This window comes from Hymenobacter endophyticus, from assembly GCF_032464715.1.
In the GTDB taxonomy this organism is placed as follows: Bacteria; Bacteroidota; Bacteroidia; order Cytophagales; family Hymenobacteraceae; genus Hymenobacter; species Hymenobacter endophyticus.
Genome location: NZ_JAWDJT010000002.1, coordinates 897,751 through 913,371, shown reverse-complemented (window position 1 = coordinate 913,371; position 15,621 = coordinate 897,751). Strand labels below are relative to the sequence as shown.

Annotated in this window: 16 protein-coding genes; 9 read left to right on the top strand and 7 right to left on the bottom strand. The window is 58.4% G+C overall.

What is annotated here, in order from left to right; translation table 11 throughout:
- Positions 1-30: 30 nt before the first annotated feature.
- Positions 31-240, bottom strand: a complete 210-nt coding sequence (locus tag ROI90_RS06265; RefSeq protein WP_315997475.1) for a hypothetical protein — start codon at positions 238-240, stop codon at positions 31-33.
- A gap of 58 nt (positions 241-298) precedes the next feature.
- The gene (locus ROI90_RS06260) at positions 299-799 is read right to left on the bottom strand and encodes a hypothetical protein (RefSeq protein ID WP_315997474.1); all 501 of its coding nucleotides are present in this window, start codon (positions 797-799) and stop codon (positions 299-301) included.
- A gap of 109 nt (positions 800-908) precedes the next feature.
- Between ROI90_RS06260 and ROI90_RS06255 the strand changes: the two genes are divergently transcribed.
- From ROI90_RS06255 to ROI90_RS06220, 8 genes are all read left to right on the top strand, one after another.
- On the top strand, positions 909-1,466 hold the full coding sequence (locus ROI90_RS06255; RefSeq protein ID WP_315997473.1) for an NADAR family protein: 558 nt from the start codon (positions 909-911) through the stop codon (positions 1,464-1,466).
- Positions 1,467-1,478: 12 nt separating this feature from the next.
- Positions 1,479-1,736, top strand: a complete 258-nt coding sequence (locus tag ROI90_RS06250) for a 4a-hydroxytetrahydrobiopterin dehydratase (RefSeq protein WP_315997472.1) — start codon at positions 1,479-1,481, stop codon at positions 1,734-1,736.
- A 182-nt stretch (positions 1,737-1,918) separates the two neighbouring features.
- Entirely contained in the window at positions 1,919-2,662 is a 744-nt protein-coding gene (rsmI, locus tag ROI90_RS06245) for a 16S rRNA (cytidine(1402)-2'-O)-methyltransferase (RefSeq protein WP_315997471.1), read from the top strand.
- A complete protein-coding gene (gene lnt / locus ROI90_RS06240) occupies positions 2,646-4,319 on the top strand; it encodes an apolipoprotein N-acyltransferase (RefSeq protein WP_315997470.1) in 1,674 nt (557 codons plus the stop codon). The genes rsmI and lnt overlap by 17 nt, the downstream gene beginning before the upstream one ends.
- On the top strand, positions 4,312-4,656 hold the full coding sequence (locus ROI90_RS06235; protein WP_315997469.1) for a hypothetical protein: 345 nt from the start codon (positions 4,312-4,314) through the stop codon (positions 4,654-4,656). The genes lnt and ROI90_RS06235 overlap by 8 nt, the downstream gene beginning before the upstream one ends.
- Before the next feature lie 37 nt (positions 4,657-4,693).
- Complete coding sequence (locus ROI90_RS06230; protein ID WP_315997468.1) at positions 4,694-5,497, top strand: inositol monophosphatase family protein; 804 nt, start codon at positions 4,694-4,696, stop codon at positions 5,495-5,497.
- Positions 5,498-5,654: 157 nt separating this feature from the next.
- Positions 5,655-5,855, top strand: a complete 201-nt coding sequence (locus ROI90_RS06225) for a hypothetical protein (protein ID WP_315997467.1) — start codon at positions 5,655-5,657, stop codon at positions 5,853-5,855.
- Positions 5,856-5,988: 133 nt separating this feature from the next.
- On the top strand, positions 5,989-6,330 hold the full coding sequence (locus ROI90_RS06220) for a hypothetical protein (protein ID WP_315997466.1): 342 nt from the start codon (positions 5,989-5,991) through the stop codon (positions 6,328-6,330).
- A 133-nt stretch (positions 6,331-6,463) separates the two neighbouring features.
- On the opposite strand, the gene ROI90_RS06215 is transcribed toward ROI90_RS06220, so the two are convergent.
- From ROI90_RS06215 to radA, 5 genes are all read right to left on the bottom strand, one after another.
- Positions 6,464-7,441, bottom strand: coding sequence for a hypothetical protein (locus tag ROI90_RS06215; RefSeq protein WP_315997465.1), 978 nt, complete (start codon positions 7,439-7,441; stop codon positions 6,464-6,466).
- A 132-nt stretch (positions 7,442-7,573) separates the two neighbouring features.
- The gene (locus ROI90_RS06210) at positions 7,574-8,185 is read right to left on the bottom strand and encodes a helix-turn-helix domain-containing protein (protein WP_315997464.1); all 612 of its coding nucleotides are present in this window, start codon (positions 8,183-8,185) and stop codon (positions 7,574-7,576) included.
- A 381-nt stretch (positions 8,186-8,566) separates the two neighbouring features.
- On the bottom strand, positions 8,567-9,589 hold the full coding sequence (locus tag ROI90_RS06205; RefSeq protein ID WP_315997463.1) for an SPASM domain-containing protein: 1,023 nt from the start codon (positions 9,587-9,589) through the stop codon (positions 8,567-8,569).
- Between the two features lie 190 nt (positions 9,590-9,779).
- Positions 9,780-11,234 (bottom strand): TlpA family protein disulfide reductase, encoded by a 1,455-nt coding sequence (locus tag ROI90_RS06200; RefSeq protein WP_315997462.1) that lies wholly within the window; start codon positions 11,232-11,234, stop codon positions 9,780-9,782.
- 294 nt (positions 11,235-11,528) lie between these two features.
- Positions 11,529-12,920 carry a DNA repair protein RadA gene (gene radA, locus ROI90_RS06195; RefSeq protein ID WP_315997461.1) on the bottom strand — a complete coding sequence of 464 codons (1,392 nt, stop codon included), beginning with the start codon at positions 12,918-12,920 and terminating at the stop codon, positions 11,529-11,531.
- Between the two features lie 509 nt (positions 12,921-13,429).
- Between radA and ROI90_RS06190 the strand changes: the two genes are divergently transcribed.
- Positions 13,430-15,580: a lectin-like domain-containing protein gene (locus ROI90_RS06190; protein WP_315997460.1), complete on the top strand. Its 2,151-nt coding sequence runs from the start codon at positions 13,430-13,432 to the stop codon at positions 15,578-15,580.
- Positions 15,581-15,621 lie beyond the last annotated feature (41 nt).

Genomic DNA, 15,621 nt, shown 5'->3' with positions numbered 1-15,621 from the left:
AGGTGCTTTTTTGAAAAAATAGCAGGCTGATTAATAACCGGGCTTATTCAGTTCGGGCTTGTGCGGGTTGCGGTTAGGGTGGGTGAGGCCCGCATCCAGCGCATCCTGCTCCAACTGATCCTGCGTCTTTTCATCCAGAGAGCCAGCTGGTAAAGCATCCGCTTTCGGTGTGCCGATATCGGCTTTGCGTTCCTGCTTTTCCTGAGACTCCTGGTTTGCTTCGCTACTATGATGTGCCATGATGCTGAGTAGTAAGGTGAAAGAAGTTGACCGTGCGTATGGGTAACTGACTGGGCCGTTACTGAATGATGGCCGTATCGGAAGCGTCGGGGTCGGTGAGGTCAGCGTTGGTGCCTTGGCGGGCCAGGTCGGCGTTGGTGCCGGTTTTGGGTTCCATTTGGCCCATGCCTACCCGGGAGTCAGGGTTTTCCATTTCGTCGCGGCCGGAGCGGGCGTCGTCTAAGTCCAGCTCATCCACGGGGCGGCGGGCTTCCAGGTCCTGGTCATCGTCGGCGGGCAAATCCTGATTCGGGCGGTCAGGGCGGCCTTCGTCGGAGGTGCGCATGTTATCGGCGGGGTGCTCAATCTTGTCGGTGTCTTCGTTCACCGAAACGGCCGAAATGCCGGTGCCGCTGTCGGTGCCGTAGCCTTCCTTGCCTTCCCGGTTGCCGAAGCCCCCACGGGCCGCTTCGTTTTTGGGTGGGTCGCCGCCGGGCGTGATGTGGCCGGCTGCCATTTCCTGCTCAGTTGTATCGTCGTTGATGACGCGTACGGGACGGTCGTTAGGGTCAATAGCCATAGTAAAAGAGGTGTTGAGGTGGGCAGAGAGTACAGGGTAAGTGTACTGCGGTTCCCGTATTTGGGTTTAGCTTTGCCCGTATCCTGCTCAAATATTCGGCGCTATTATTATGTCTGCCAACGCATTACCTGCTATCCGCTCCGTCGATGACCTGCTACGCCATTTGGCAGCCGGGGAAACCGTGAAATACCTGTTCTTCTGGGGCCACACCAGCAAAGGCAGCCTCGGTAAAGAAGTGTTCAGCCAGTGGTACCCGGCCCCGTTCACCCTCGACGGCGACACCTACGTCACCGCTGAACACTATATGATGGCCGAAAAAGCCCGGCTGTTTCAGGATGAAGCCACCCGCCAGGCCATCCTGCAGGCTCCGCACCCCGATGCCGCTAAACGGCTGGGCCGCAAGGTGAAGGGCTTTGACGAGCCTACCTGGAACGCCGAGCGGTTTGGTGTTGTGGTGCGTGGCAACCTGGCCAAGTTCAGCCAGCACCCGGCATTGCGGGAGTTTCTGCTGGGTACCGGCAGCCGGGTATTGGTAGAGGCGAGTCCCGTTGACAGCATTTGGGGCATTGGCCTGTCCCAAGACCACCCGCAGGCCGCTAACCCTGCTGAGTGGCCCGGCCTCAACCTGCTGGGCTTCGCCCTGATGGAAGTACGCAGCAACCTGTAATTTCCCCCCACTATGTGGACCGAAACCGACAATGCCCTCACCCGCACCTTCCGCTTCCAGGATTTCAAAATGGCCTTCAGCTTCATGAGCGACGTGGCCGAGGAATCTGAATACCAGGAGCATCACCCCTGGTGGAGCAACGAGTACAACGTGGTCAGCTTCCGCCTGCGCACCCACGACGCCGGCAACCGCGTAACCGACAAAGACCATCAGCTGGCCGCCGCCATCGACAAACTGGCCGCCGACTATGGCGGGGAAGAGGTTAAATAGAACTTGGTAGAACTGCATTGATAGGTCGTCATTCCGAGCGAAGCCGAGGAATCTCGCGTGTTGATATTGTTATGCTAACTCTGACGTCAGCACGCGAGATTCCTCGGCTTCGCTCGGAATGACGTGTGGAGTATACTGACAACCGACAACCAGCAACTAACAACTCAACTACCTTTGCCTTTATGGCTGAACCCCAAGAAAAGACGTTGCTATACCTGGTGCCCACGCCCATCGGCAACCTGGAAGATATAACCTTGCGGGCCATTCGGGTGCTGGGCGAGGTGGATACCGTGCTGGCTGAGGACACCCGCACCAGCGGCCGGCTGCTGCTGCATCTGAACCTGAAAAAGCCCATGCTCAGCTACCACCTCCACAACGAGCATCAGCAAGTACAGCGCCTGCTGGAGCGGCTGGAGAAGGGCGAAACCATGGCCCTGGTATCGGATGCTGGCACGCCCGGAATTTCCGACCCTGGCTTTCTGTTGGTGCGGGAGTGCCTGGCCCGGGGCTTCAAGGTGGAGTGCCTGCCGGGCGCCACGGCCTTTGTGCCGGCCTTGCTGAAATCGGGGTTTGGGGCCGAACGGTTCACGTTTGAGGGGTTTCTTCCGGTAAAAAAGGGCCGCCAAACGCGCCTGCAGGAGCTGACCCAGGAGCACCGCACCATGATTTTCTACGAGTCGCCGCACCGCATTGTGAAAACGCTGGAGCAGTTGGCCGAGGTGCTGGGTCCCGAGCGGCCCGCTTCTGTGAGCCGGGAGCTGACCAAGCTGTTCGAGGAAACCGTAACTGCGCCCCTGACCGAGCTGGCCGCCAACTTTGCCGCCCGCGCTGCCATCAAAGGTGAAATAGTGCTGGTGGTGCAGGGCCGCAAGGAGGAGCGCCCCGCCAAAGAAGACCGATACAAGAACGATGACCGTGACGAATAACCCAGCTAAAGCACCTACTGTGGCTCCGGCCGCAACAACCCCGGCTTTCTGGCTACCCACTATGCTGGCGCTGCTGGGCGCTTTTCTGCTGTGGCTGGGGTGGCCGGTACACCCGGCCCCACTGGCGGCGGTGCTGCTGGTGGCCTGGGTGCCTTACTTGGCGCTGGAACACCTGCTCACCCAGCGCAGCGCGAGCGGCTGGAAAGTGTGGCGCTATAGCTACCTGCTGCTGTTGCTCTGGAACGTATTTACTACTTACTGGGTGAGCTACAGCACGTTGGGTGGCGGAATTACGGCCGTGGTGGCCAATGCCGCCCTTATGAGTTTGCCGCTTATCGCCTTCCGCCTCACCAAGAAGCACTTCGGCCCCAAGCTGGGCTACGCCTCGCTACCTATTTTCTGGATTGCCTTCGAACAGCTGCATTTGCATTGGTTTCTCACTTGGCCTTGGCTCACGCTGGGCAACGGCTTCGCCCAGGCCAACCAGTGGGTGCAGTGGTACGAGTACACCGGCTTTCTGGGCGGCTCCCTCTGGATGTGGGTGGTAAACCTGCTGGTATTCCGGGCTTGGTTTACCACTCAAGGCACTGCCCCCTGGCAGAAGCTGGGGCCACGGTGGGGCCACGCACTGCTGGCTGCCAGTTTGCCTATTCTGCTTTCGTACGCCATCGGCAGCCGTTACCAGGAAAAAGGGGAAACGGCGGAGGTGTTGGCCGTGCAGCCCAACATCGACCCCTACAACGAGAAGTTCGAGGGCGGCGCCAAGTTCGTATCCTATGATGAGCAGCTGACCCGCCTGCTGACCCTCACCGAGCAGAATCTCACGCCCAATACCAAACTGGTGCTTTGGCCCGAAACCTCCCTCGACGAAACCTACTTCGAGTCTACCTTCGAGGGCTACCCCAAAGTGCAGCGCCTGCGCGCCTGGCTAACCCGCCACCCCGGCCTGGAGCTCATTACCGGCCTTACCTCCGTGCAGCAGTACGGCCCCGACAAAGCCAAGGCTAGCCCCACCGCCCGCTTCCGGGAGGACTTAGGCTACTACGACATCTTCAACGCGGCCGTGCGCTTGCCAGGGCCGGCGCAGTTCTACCATAAAAGCCGGTTAGTACCGGGCGTAGAAGGGGTGCCGCCCTGGCTGAGCATGTTTGTCATTGACCTCGGTGGTACGGCCGGCGGCCTGGGCTCCCAGGAAGAACGCACCGTGTACCAAACCGCCACGCCGGCCCTCAAAGTAGCCCCCGTTATCTGCTACGAGTCGGTGTATGGTGACTTCGTGAACCAGTACGCCCAAAATGGGGCCACGCTCATCGGTATCATCACCAACGACGGGTGGTGGTCCGATTCGCCGGGGCACTTGCAGCACTTGCAGTATGCCACCCTGCGCGCCATCGAAACCCGCCGCGACGTGGCTCGCTCCGCCAATACCGGCATTTCTGGCTTCATCAACCAGAAAGGCGAAATAACGCAGCAAACCGGCTGGTGGGTGCCCGCCATAAGCCGCGCCACCGTCCACCTCAACACCGAGCTGACGTTCTATGTGCGGCACGGGGAGCTGCTGGGCCCCGCCTGTCAGGTGCTGGCGGTGCTGCTGCTGGTGCTGGTGGTGGTGCGGGCCGTGATGATGCGGAAAGCCAATGCAATGCCCAATGCGTAAGATTGCTCTGCTGGCGGTGCCGCAGCCCGCTCTGAAGCGCCTTATGCTTTACGAGGATGAGCACGGAGCCTACCTGTTCGGCTACAACACCCTGGAAGACGCTGGCTGCCTATGGGACGAGTGGTTTGAAACCGCCGCTGCCGCCGAAGCTGAAGCCCAGGCCCGTTACCACCTTGCTCCCGCTGCCTGGCAGACCATTACGGACCCGTTGCCGGAGTGCCAGCATGACTGGATTTCGCCAGTTCGCGTAGTAGGGCGTTCGGCCGGGCACCCGCAGTGGGGCAAGCTGGAAATTCTGACGGATGGGCAGTGGGAGCCTGTTCGTCTTACATCATAACCAAAGTCTGCCACGAAAGACAGACTCTTTTCAACTCATGGATTACAATCAAATCAGCTTTCAGCTGGCGGCCGTAACACGCCACGCGGGCCAGTTTATCCGCCAGGAGGCGGCCACGTTTAACCGCAGCCACATTGAGCTAAAAGGCGTGCACGACCTGGTGTCGTACGTGGACAAGGAAACCGAAAAGCTGCTGGTAGCCGGCTTGCGCGAGGTGCTGCCTGAGGCTGGCTTCATCACCGAAGAAGGTACGGAAGGAGCCGACCGGGCCGAGGAATACAACTGGATTATCGACCCGCTGGACGGTACTACCAACTTCGTGCACGGCCTGCCGGTGTACTGCGTGAGCGTGGGTCTGGTGAAGGGCAATGAGCTGGTAGCCGGCGTGGTGTACGAGGTAGTACGCGACGAGTGTTTCCGGGCGGCCAAGGGGGCCGGAGCATTCTGCAACGAGCTGCCCATCCACGTTTCCGACGTGCCTGACCTCAACAACAGCCTCATTGCCACCGGTTTCCCCTACACCAAATTCGAGTTGATGGACGATTACCTGCAGGTGCTGGGCTCGTTCATGCGCCGTTCCCACGGAGTGCGCCGCGTAGGCTCCGCCGCCGCCGACCTGGCTTACGTAGCTGCTGGCCGCTTCGAGGGCTTCTTCGAGTTCAACCTCAACTCCTACGATGTGGCCGCCGGTATTCTGCTGGTGCGTGAAGCCGGGGGCCGCGTAACGGAGTTCTTGCAGGACGGTGACCCGCTGTCGGGCAGGCAAGTGGTAGCCAGCAACGGCCTAGTGCACCAGGAAATGCAGGATACCATCCGCGAGTTCTGGAACGAGGCGGATTAGAGTAAACTTGTCGTCCTGAGTGCAGCGAAGGACCTTGTCACGTTGCGCGGTTTGCTTCAACGTGACAAGGTCCTTCGCTGCACTCAGGACGACAATAAAGTGGGGAGGCTGCTTTGCTAATAAACTTTCCAGCGCCCATCGTAGTTTTGTGAGCATCATGTGGATACAGTATCTCATCATTGCCCTACTGTTTGCCGGCGCGGCCTGGTACGTGGGCCGGATTTTCTGGCGGGCCTGGTTCTCCAAAGATCAAGCCGCCTGCGCCAAGGGGTGCGGCGGGGCCTGCTCTGTTATCGACGTAGATCGTCTGCAGCGCACTATTGAGCTGGCGGCGGCGCGTGAGGGCACTAGAAGCTAGCAGTATAATATTCTTGCCCTCGGATATAACCTGCCCCCGTACCGGCTACGTATAGCCCGGCACGGGGGCTTTTTCGTGGCCCCCGCATTTCTACTGACCGCATCCCCTCCTATTCCCTAAAACACCCCTCGCCATGCAGGATAAAGAAGAAGAACGCACCTTGGTAAACGTAGAGCGTCGACTCAATAAGGACGGCTTCACCGCTGATTTCCGCGTTACAGATGGCCGTTTGCACACCATGGATACTGGCCGGGACAAGAGCTACGGTCCTAACGAGGTAACCATCGTAGACTTTTACCGCTTTGAGGGTGAAAGCAACCCCGATGATATGTCCATCCTGTATGCTTTGCAAACCACTGACGGCGTGAAAGGTACTATTTCATCCGCCTTTGGTACCTACGGTGACTCCGACGCGCTGGAGTTTCTGAAGCAGGTAGAGGACTTGGGCAAAAACCTTGATAAGAAGCACAAATAGGCAGAAAATCCTGCTTAATCCACTAAGAGGGCGCGCCGAAATCTTTCGGCGCGCCCTCTTGGTTTTTACTCCATTCGCGCATCTGCTTCAAGGTTCCATACTTGTTGAGAGTGATTTTTGAAGCACCAACTTACTAGGGCTGCACTATTCCGAAGCGGCCACCCTGGGCATCGAGCAGCACAGTGTGCTGGGTGAAGGCCTCGTTGCCCAGCATGCCGCCCATGCCCGAAACCTGCATGAGGGCCCGCTGCCAAAAGCTCACATTATCGATGTACGTAACGGAATGCAGCGGCAGTGCCTGGGTGCCAATGTGCAGAGCGGCAGCCGAGGCTACGGTGTGAGCGTTGAGGGTTTTGCCCCAGGAGTTCACGCCCGATACGGTGGGTGTGGCGGCCGGAGTGGCCAGCTTTTCCCACTTGGCCTGGCTGGTGAGCAACGAGAATGCGCTGCTGCCCGAGTCGAACAGGTAGTTCTGCTGGTCGTTTTCCACGGTGGCCTGCACCAGTACGCGGCGGTTATCAAAGCTGAGCTTGGTGAACTGGGCCCGCTGGGTGAGGCTGTCGGGCAACTGGGAGTAGAGGCTGAAGCGCTGGCGGGGGAAGTCGATAACCAACGCCTGGTTCACCAGCACATCGGCCCCGAGTGAGCCAATGACGAACGGAGCAGTGCTGTCGGTGGGCAGGGTGGTGGCACCGTAGCGCAGCACCGGCGCCTTGGCTACCGACACCTGGGCGTTGCCCAACCCAAATCGTACGGCCCGGAGCGTATCGTGCTGGGGCAACAAAGCATTTTGGGTAGCGGGGTAGGCGGCCCGCAGGGCGGCCAGCGGGTTGGCGTAGAATACCGTGTACGGAGCGCCGGTATCAAACTGTAGGTAGCAGGTACGGCGGCACCCGGCCAGCTGCACCGGCACCAGCAGCACCGCGTGGGGCCGGGCCGGTGTAACCATAGAATCTCCCTGCCAGACGAAGGTAGAAGTAGCAGGCAGGCCGGATACAGTGAGCTGATTGGCCGGCGGAGCAAAAGCCTGACGAGCGTAGAAGTAGCCGCCAACGCCACTTGCTGCCAACAGCACAGCCAGAACGAGAAGAACTTTAAACAGGGTTTTCATAGCAGAGCAGGAACAGGTGATTGATATCACCAAAAGTGTGGGTTGTCTGCTCTCAGCCCTGCGTCATTCTTCCGTCATTTGCCCGCCATTGTGAATATGTTGCTGATTTTCAATATAATACGTAATTACGATTTACAACCGTGTCGGATAAATATTCAGGTTGCCCTTGCGCAGCTGCATACCATAGTAGCCTGTCATCAGCACGTTAAAGCCGTAGGTAAGCACCACCATTCCGATGTACAACGCGGGAAAAATGGCCCGGTGCGAACCGGCTAGCAGCATCTGGGCCACCAGCACCAGCATAAAGGCGAAGAAGCTGCCCACCTGCCACAGAATCTGAAAGCCCAAGACCCGCCGGCCTACCTCCGCTACGTGTGCCGTAGTGTGTCGGCGGCTCCGCCACAGTGCCCACGGTACGAGAATATTCAGTAGGGGGAGTACCAGAAAGCTCAGCGCACTCAGGTTGAGCAGCTGCAGAAAATCGGGGTCGGAGCGGAGGGTGGGAGGGGCAGCGGCCGGGGGTATGGGCGGGGCCGGAGCGGCCGGCTCGGGTTCCAGCCGGAAGGCTTCAAGGGGAACATCGAGGGCGGCAGCGAGGGCTTGCAGGGTATAGCCGCGCGGCTCGGTTTCGCCCTGCTCCACCCGCTGAATGGTGCGCAGACTCACCCCCGACTGCTCCGCTAATACCTCCTGCGACAAGCCTTTACTCTTGCGAATAGCCGTGATGCGCGTAGTCGAAAACATGGAATAGAAATAACGAATGGGGAGATGCCTACCAAGATAAGCGCTCCGCCGCATATCCGCTGCCAGAGTCTGCGAGGAGTAATAGCGGCTTCCGGAACGGTGTAGAGACGCATACTGGCGTCTCATCGTCCGGGCCGCGTGCCCGATTACCGAGATGCAAGTACGCGTCTCTACATAGTCGCTACATCGTTCGTGAAGCGGCTAAAAATGTTCATCGTTACTTAGGCCGTCATACAGAGCGCAGCGCAGCATCTCGCGTGCTGACGTTGAGTTACTACTATAACATCAGCACGCGAGATGCTGCGCTGCGCTTTGCATGACGGCTTTGGGCTCACTGCCTAGCTCGCTCATCCGCAATTTCATTACTGCACAGTTTCACCTCTACCCCCACACTTTAGTGCCCTCGGTGCAGTTGCGGCACATATCTATCTGGTCGCGGCCTTTGAGCAGAGCACTGCGGAAGTTGCGGTATTTGGTGCCGTGCCAGAGCTGGCGAAAGGTTTGGGTTTGCAGGTCGCCGAGGCGGTATTCCGCGTCCTTGTCGAAGCAGCAGGGCACCACCAGCCCGTCCCAGGTAATTACGCAGCTGTGCCACATCTTCCAGCAGTGGTTGAGCAGGCGGTTTTTGATGCTCCAGGTACCGTCCGGGTTGTTCTCGTAGCGGGAGTAGTAGTCGATGGTGGGGATGAGGGGGCTGCCGTTGTTGTAGTCGTAAATCTGGGCGGTTTTGAACCACACGTCATCCACGCCCAGCTCCCGGGCCAGCTGTTTAGCTTCCTCAATCTGGTGCTCATTGGGGCGCACCACCAAAAACTGAAATACCACTCGGGGCGTCTGGCTTTTCAGCTCCCGCCGCCACTTTATCAGGTTTTTGGTGCCTTCCAGCACCTTGTCCAGCTTGCCACCCACGCGGTACTGCTGGTACACATCCTGAGTGGTGCCGTCCAGGGAAATAATCAGCCGGTCGAGGCCCGATTCCACAGTGCGGCGGGCGTTATTGTCGTTAAGGTAGTGGGCGTTGGTGCTGGTAGCCGTGTAAATACCCTTGCGGCTGGCATACTGCACCAAATCCAGAAAATTGGGGTGCAGGTACGGTTCACCCTGGAAGTAAAAAATCAGGTACCAGAGCCGGGAGGCCACCTCATCAATGGTCTTTTTGAACAGCGCATCGGGCAGCATGCCGGTGGGCCGCGTGAAGCTGCGCAGGCCGCTGGGGCACTCCGGGCAGCGTAGGTTGCAGCTGGTAGTAGGCTCGAAGCTCAGGGCCACGGGCAGGCCCCAGTGGCGCGCCTTACCCGTGAGCTTGCTCAGGGCGTAGCCACCCACCACCTGCGCCCCGTTCCAGAGGCGGCCGGGAGTAGCTTTTGACAGGAAGTTGAGCGCGTCGGTGAGGAGGGAGGCCATGCGAAAGGTAAAGGTAAGCGGCTGTGCCTGTCATTCCGAGCGGATTGAAGACCCGGGGCCACTGGTTGATACCGTAAGGCACAACCTGCGTTGCCGGCTTTGCTTGAACACGAGCCGGCCCTACAACAAACAACAAGGCCTTTCGCCGCTTGACGAAAGGCCTTGTTTGAAAAATAAAGTACGAAACAGCCTACCGCCCCGCTGGCAGCGTGCTGCTGTAGGTATTGGCCTTCCCAAATGACTCCTTAATTTCATCCACGGCGGCGCGGCTGCTCAGGCGCTTGGGCTTGGTGTTGAGAAAGGTCCCATCCTCGGCCAGCAGAAAGTAGCTGGGTACGTCCTGCACGGCGTATGCGCGGGCCACGGCGGAGCGCATGCCGCCAGGCGTGCGCACGTGCATACCCGGCAGCTTCTTGCTGATTACCAACTGTTTCCAGGCGCCTTCGTTTTCATCCAGGGCAATATTCAGAAACACAATGTTCTTACCCTCAAACTTTTTGGCCAGCTCCGCCTCGTAGGGCAAGTCGCGCAGGGCCAGGCCGCTGGTGGTACGCCAGAAGTTCAGGTACACCAGCTTACCGGCAAACTGTTTCAGTGTCACCGTGTCGCCGGTGGTGGAAACCAGCCGGAAATTAGGAGCCGGTGAGCCGATGGCAAAGGCTTTGTGCGTTTCAAAATCCTGCTTCAGCACCGGGTAGTACTGGTTTTGCCCATCTACGGCGCGGAAATCCTCCAGCATAGCTGCCGACTGCTTCACGTGCCCGAACCGGAACGATTCCTTCAGCACCCGGCCCATTACAATGGGTTTGGCCGGACCGCTCAACTGGGTTTTGGCCATGTCGTAGCATACTTGGTAGAAATCGGGGTCGGAGCGCTGCTTACCGCTGGTGACGGCCAAGTGGTGGATGTAGTTGAGCAAAAACTCCTGGTACATCTCGCTCTGCACCGCCGTGGGGCTGTTAATCAGGGTTTTGTCGTCGAGGAAGCCGTAGTAGGTAGGCGACATTTTCAGCCGGCCTTCGGTGGCTACTACCTGCTCCCGCAAATCCTGGAAAGTTAATCGGTCGTTGGCGTAGCTGTAGTCAATTTCAGCCTTCACGTACTCCCTGAACGCTGGCGTCAGTCCTTCGGCCCCATCCTCCAGAAACTTGTTTTCCTCTTTGCGACGGTAATCCAGAAAGGAAAGGAAGGGCTGCTCGTAAAGCATGATATTGTCAGGGAGCACCTGAAACCCATCATTCTCCACAAACTTATCGTCCATTTCGGCCAGGAAGGTATTGGCCTCGGCGCCTTTACCCTTGTAGCGTACCGAAGTAGCCAAGTCGGAACCTTTGAAGCGCACTTCCAACTGGTTGCCGGGTTCCAGAAACATATCGGCCACGTCGTCGCCGTACACCAGGTCGGCGCGGGTGGGGCCATTTACCGTGAGGGCCAAGCGGAACTCGCCCTTGCTGTCGAGGCGGGCGTAGGTTATCTGCTCCTTTACATCCAGCGGATTCTCGCGTATTGATACGGCCACCGTGTCGGCGGTACGCCCGCTCACCTTGCCGGTGAGGATAACGGTGCCCTGCGCACGCCCCAGCAGCGGAGCGGCTAGCAATCCGGCCCAAACCAGGGCAGCAGTGAGAGTGAATCTTAGGGCCATTGGGTGGTTGTGGTTGCGGAGTTAGGAATCGGGCCTGGCGTACCTGAATGGGCGGTTTTTAGCTGTCCGATGCTAGGTAATTCGCGGTAAAAGTCAATTCCCTCTCCGAAGATACGAGAGAATGGCGGAGAAAGTCCAATCCAGAAGGCTAGTTTTTTCGTAACCCATTGGCCAATACCAAAGTTTTGAACGCGCTGAAAAACACGTAAGGCATATCCAGAATAAAAAACAGGATTAAAATAAGTAGAGCGGTACGCTAATGGTTTCTATTAGCGTACCGCTCTACCTGCCTTCTTACCCAAACAACCCGGTCAGAACTTCATCAAGCCGGCCCGAAGGATGCACCCGAATACCGTAGCGGGCTAAGTCAAGGCCCTTGCCGTTAAACTGCGAAATGTACATTTCCGCAAAGCCTAGCTTTTCAGCCTCGCCTAGGCGCTGGTCCAGGCGACTCACGGCGCGTATCTCCCCGCTCAGGCCCACCTCGGCCGCCAGGCAGATTTCGTTGCGAATCGGTACATCGTTCAGGGAGCTGACTACGGCGGCACACACGGCCAAATCCAATGCCGGGTCTTCCAGGCGCAGGCCGCCGGCAATGTTCAGAAACACGTCGTGCTGGCCCAGGCGCAGGCCGCTACGCTTTTCCAGCACCGCCAGCAGCATTTGCAGGCGCTTGGCATCGAAGCCGGTAGCGCTGCGCTGAGGCGTGCCGTAGGTGGAGGGCGTAACCAGGGCCTGCACCTCCACCAGCAGCGGCCGGTTGCCCTCCATGGTAGCTCCAATGGCAATGCCGCTGAGGCTCTCGGTGCGCTGGCTGAGCAGAATCTCGCTGGGGTTGCTTACCTGCCGCAGGCCCGCGCCCTGCATCTCGTAAATACCCAGCTCAGAAGTAGAGCCAAACCGGTTTTTGATGGTGCGCAGGATGCGGTAGGTCAGGTGCCGGTCGCCCTCAAACTGCAGTACGGTATCCACCATATGCTCCAGAATTTTGGGGCCGGCAATGGAGCCGTCTTTGGTAATGTGGCCGATGAGGAGCACCGGCACGCCGGTGTCCTTGGCGTACTTGAGCAGCTCGGTGGTGCACTCGCGCACCTGGCTCACGGAGCCCGGCCCCGCCTCCACGATGGTGCTGTGCAGGGTCTGGATAGAGTCGACCACCACCACATTAGGCTGGAGCTGGTCAATCTGCCGGAAGATGTTCTGGGTGTTGGTTTCGGTGAGGATGTAAAGGCCCGGGTGCTGGCGACCCAGACGCTCGGCCCGCATCTTGATCTGCTGCTCACTTTCCTCGCCCGATACGTACAGAATCCGCAACCCATTGAGCTGCATGGCAATCTGGAGCATCAGAGTGCTTTTGCCGATGCCTGGCTCCCCACCGATGAGCACCAAAGAGCCCGGTACCAGTCCGCCACCCAGCACCCGGTTCAGTTCCTGGTCGTGGGTGTTGAGGCGCGACTCCTCCTCATAGAGAATGTCGCCGAGGGGTTTGGGTTTGGCGGCTTTGGTGGCAGTACTGCCCACCGAAGTAGAGGCCTTCCAGGCGTTGGCGGCCGTGGCGGTGTCGGGCTTTTCTAGTACTTCCTCCACGTAGGTATTCCACTCCCCGCAACTGGGGCAGCGGCCAATCCACTTCACGGACTGCGCGCCGCAATTCTGGCAGAAATAGAGAGTTTTGACTTTTGCCATAGAAACAGACAATCGGAGCTAGGAGGAAAACTAAAGAATGCAGCGCGAGGCTAAAAAGTTTGGCAAGAAACAGGTTTTTCTGATTGCAAGCAGCCACGTTGCCAGTTGCTATTCACTGGGCATATTCTGCTTATACTGTGGAGCTAAGCGGAACGCAGGTTGGTACTCAATGCTAGTTGGAAGCCCAGCCGCAGGTTATACTTTATCAATATAATCCGGCAGATGGCTAGGAAGGTGCAAATCCAGTCTGTGTCTGAAGTTCCGCCGAAAAACCTGATTTCGGGCTCGAGAAGCAGTAGATAACTCGTTAATACTACCTAGCTGCGGTAGTTTAGATACAAAAAAGCGTCTTATTCTACGAATAGTAAATCGTAGACACTTCAGGCAAGCGAAGGAGAAGTTGTACTTATCAACTATTAGTGTTTATACATATATATCGTTGATACTTTTGTGCTCCTATTGTTTGCTTTCTGGCCTGTAGGCTGTCAGCTGATATTCAACCTGTTGCCATGTACTCTTCTAAACACACCTTACCCTGCATACCCAGTGGGCAGCCCGCCGTGGCTTTATCTTCTTGGTCTCGCCGTTTATTGTTGCTGGCGGGCCTAGCTGCCGGCTCTTCGGCGGTTATGCCGTATGAGGCGACGGCCCAAAGCCTGTACAAAACCAATGGGGTGGCGGCGGCCAGCACTACCTGTACCAACGGGTTTACCCTGACGCCGGAAACGGGCCAGATATCGGGCTCCGTGTGGCGGCTGCAGCAGGTTTCCCTGGCTAAGTCGTTCGTATTCAGCTTTTCGGTGTATCTCGGCACCCGGAATGATGGGGGCGACGGAATGGTGTTTGCGCTGCAGCGCAGTAATGTGGGCACCTCCGCCCTGGGTGGTGGCGGCCAGAACATGGGCATGGCGGCTGTTGCGCCCTCCGTGGTTGTGGAGTTTGATACGTATGACAATGGCACTGGTATTGGCGACATAGGTGCCGACCATATTTCTATTGTCAAGAATGGCGACTTTGGCAACCCCGTCACGTTTACTACGCCAGCGGGTGGTACAGCCCGGGCTATTCCGGCGGCGGTAGATGGTAATGGTGCAGCCCTCAACATTGAGAATGGGAGCTACTACCCAGTACAAGTAACCTGGAATGTGAAGACCAAAACCTTGCAGGTGTATTTCAACAACGCGCTGCGGGCTACCTATTCCGAGGACTTCGTTAGTACAATATTTAGTAATAACCCCTTGGTGTACTGGGGCTTTACTGCCTCAACCGGCGGGGCGTTCAACAAGATGGAAGCCTGCAGCCTGGCATTTGACTACGACCAGGATACCGACGGGCTGACCGACACTCAGGATGCCGACGACGACAACGACGGTATTGCCGATGCCGCAGAGTCTGGTAACGTAGATGCTACCGGCGACGCCGACGCCGACGGGGTACTGAACTACCTGGATGCGGACTTTGGTACGCTCAACGCCAAGGGGGTGGTCAGTAATCTGGATGCTGATGGGGATGGTATCATCAATCAGTTTGACCTGGACTCGGATGCTGATGGTATTCCGGATGTGGTGGAAGGCACCGACGGCAAGATGAGCAGCGGCTTCCGGGCCATGTACAGCGCGGCCAATGGGCAGTACACCCCCGCCGTTGACGCCCAGGGCCGCCCCCAAAATACCAGCTCCTCTACCACGCTGCCAGATACCGACGGCGACGGCAAACCGGATTACCTGGATACCAATGCCGACAACGACGCCGTGCCCGACTGGATGGAGGCTTTTGATGACAATAACAGCGGCTACTCCTCCGACGACCTGGTGACGCGCGCCGCCGCCTTCGTAGCGGCCGGCGGCAACAGCACGTTTTACCCTGCCACCGATGCCAACAACAACGGCTCCCGCGACTGGCTGGACGACAGCAACGCCAACGGTATTCCGAACTTCCTGGACAGCAGCAGCACGTACTACCACGACACGGATGGGGATGGGCTCGTGGATTTGCTGGACGCCTCCAACCAGGGCAAAGGCTACGCTGATGTAACCAGCTACCCCGACCGGAACAACAATACCATTCCGGATTACCGGGACGCTGCTGTAGTAACGCCGCTGCCGGTGGAGCTGGTGGCGTTCAGGGCGCGCAATGTGGGCGGTAAGGGCCTACTGACATGGGTAACGGCCTCGGAGCTAAACAATGCGTATTTCGTGGTGGAAGCCAGCACCGATGGGCAAACGTTTTTCGACCTGACCAAGACGCCCGGAGCCGGCACCAGTTCCCAGCACCACGAGTACCAATTCACGGATGCCAGCTTGGCCCGCTACGCTTCGGCCATGGTGTACTACCGCTTGCGTCAGGTAGATGCGAACGGACAAGCTCAACTCTCGGCGGTGCAGGTTGTAGCTGTGCGTGCCCACAACGGTACTATGCTAGCCTTGCCCACGCCGTTCAGCACGGAGCTTACCTTGCACTTGCCGGCCACTGTGGCGGGCCCAGCCTTCCTGGAAGTGTTAACGGCTACCGGCCAGCGTCAGCTAGCCCAGCAGATTCAGCTGCCCGTGGGCGGCACTACGGTGCGGGTACCGCAGGCGGCCAGCTGGCCGGCCGGCTTGTATGTAGTACGCATTGTTCAGGGGCAGCAGGTCTATACCGTTAAAGCAGTTCGGCAGTAGGCTTGAAGGCTTAACCCAATAACAGCCAGCCTTTTGCCGGG

Coding starts and splice junctions, on each gene's coding strand:
- ROI90_RS06265 (WP_315997475.1), bottom strand. CDS start 240: ATGGCACATCATAGTAGCGAAGCAAACCAGGAGTCTCAGGAAAAGCAG.
- ROI90_RS06260 (WP_315997474.1), bottom strand. CDS start 799: ATGGCTATTGACCCTAACGACCGTCCCGTACGCGTCATCAACGACGAT.
- ROI90_RS06255 (WP_315997473.1), top strand. CDS start 909: ATGTCTGCCAACGCATTACCTGCTATCCGCTCCGTCGATGACCTGCTA.
- ROI90_RS06250 (WP_315997472.1), top strand. CDS start 1,479: ATGTGGACCGAAACCGACAATGCCCTCACCCGCACCTTCCGCTTCCAG.
- rsmI (WP_315997471.1), top strand. CDS start 1,919: ATGGCTGAACCCCAAGAAAAGACGTTGCTATACCTGGTGCCCACGCCC.
- lnt (WP_315997470.1), top strand. CDS start 2,646: ATGACCGTGACGAATAACCCAGCTAAAGCACCTACTGTGGCTCCGGCC.
- ROI90_RS06235 (WP_315997469.1), top strand. CDS start 4,312: ATGCGTAAGATTGCTCTGCTGGCGGTGCCGCAGCCCGCTCTGAAGCGC.
- ROI90_RS06230 (WP_315997468.1), top strand. CDS start 4,694: ATGGATTACAATCAAATCAGCTTTCAGCTGGCGGCCGTAACACGCCAC.
- ROI90_RS06225 (WP_315997467.1), top strand. CDS start 5,655: ATGTGGATACAGTATCTCATCATTGCCCTACTGTTTGCCGGCGCGGCC.
- ROI90_RS06220 (WP_315997466.1), top strand. CDS start 5,989: ATGCAGGATAAAGAAGAAGAACGCACCTTGGTAAACGTAGAGCGTCGA.
- ROI90_RS06215 (WP_315997465.1), bottom strand. CDS start 7,441: ATGAAAACCCTGTTTAAAGTTCTTCTCGTTCTGGCTGTGCTGTTGGCA.
- ROI90_RS06210 (WP_315997464.1), bottom strand. CDS start 8,185: ATGTTTTCGACTACGCGCATCACGGCTATTCGCAAGAGTAAAGGCTTG.
- ROI90_RS06205 (WP_315997463.1), bottom strand. CDS start 9,589: ATGGCCTCCCTCCTCACCGACGCGCTCAACTTCCTGTCAAAAGCTACT.
- ROI90_RS06200 (WP_315997462.1), bottom strand. CDS start 11,234: ATGGCCCTAAGATTCACTCTCACTGCTGCCCTGGTTTGGGCCGGATTG.
- radA (WP_315997461.1), bottom strand. CDS start 12,920: ATGGCAAAAGTCAAAACTCTCTATTTCTGCCAGAATTGCGGCGCGCAG.
- ROI90_RS06190 (WP_315997460.1), top strand. CDS start 13,430: ATGTACTCTTCTAAACACACCTTACCCTGCATACCCAGTGGGCAGCCC.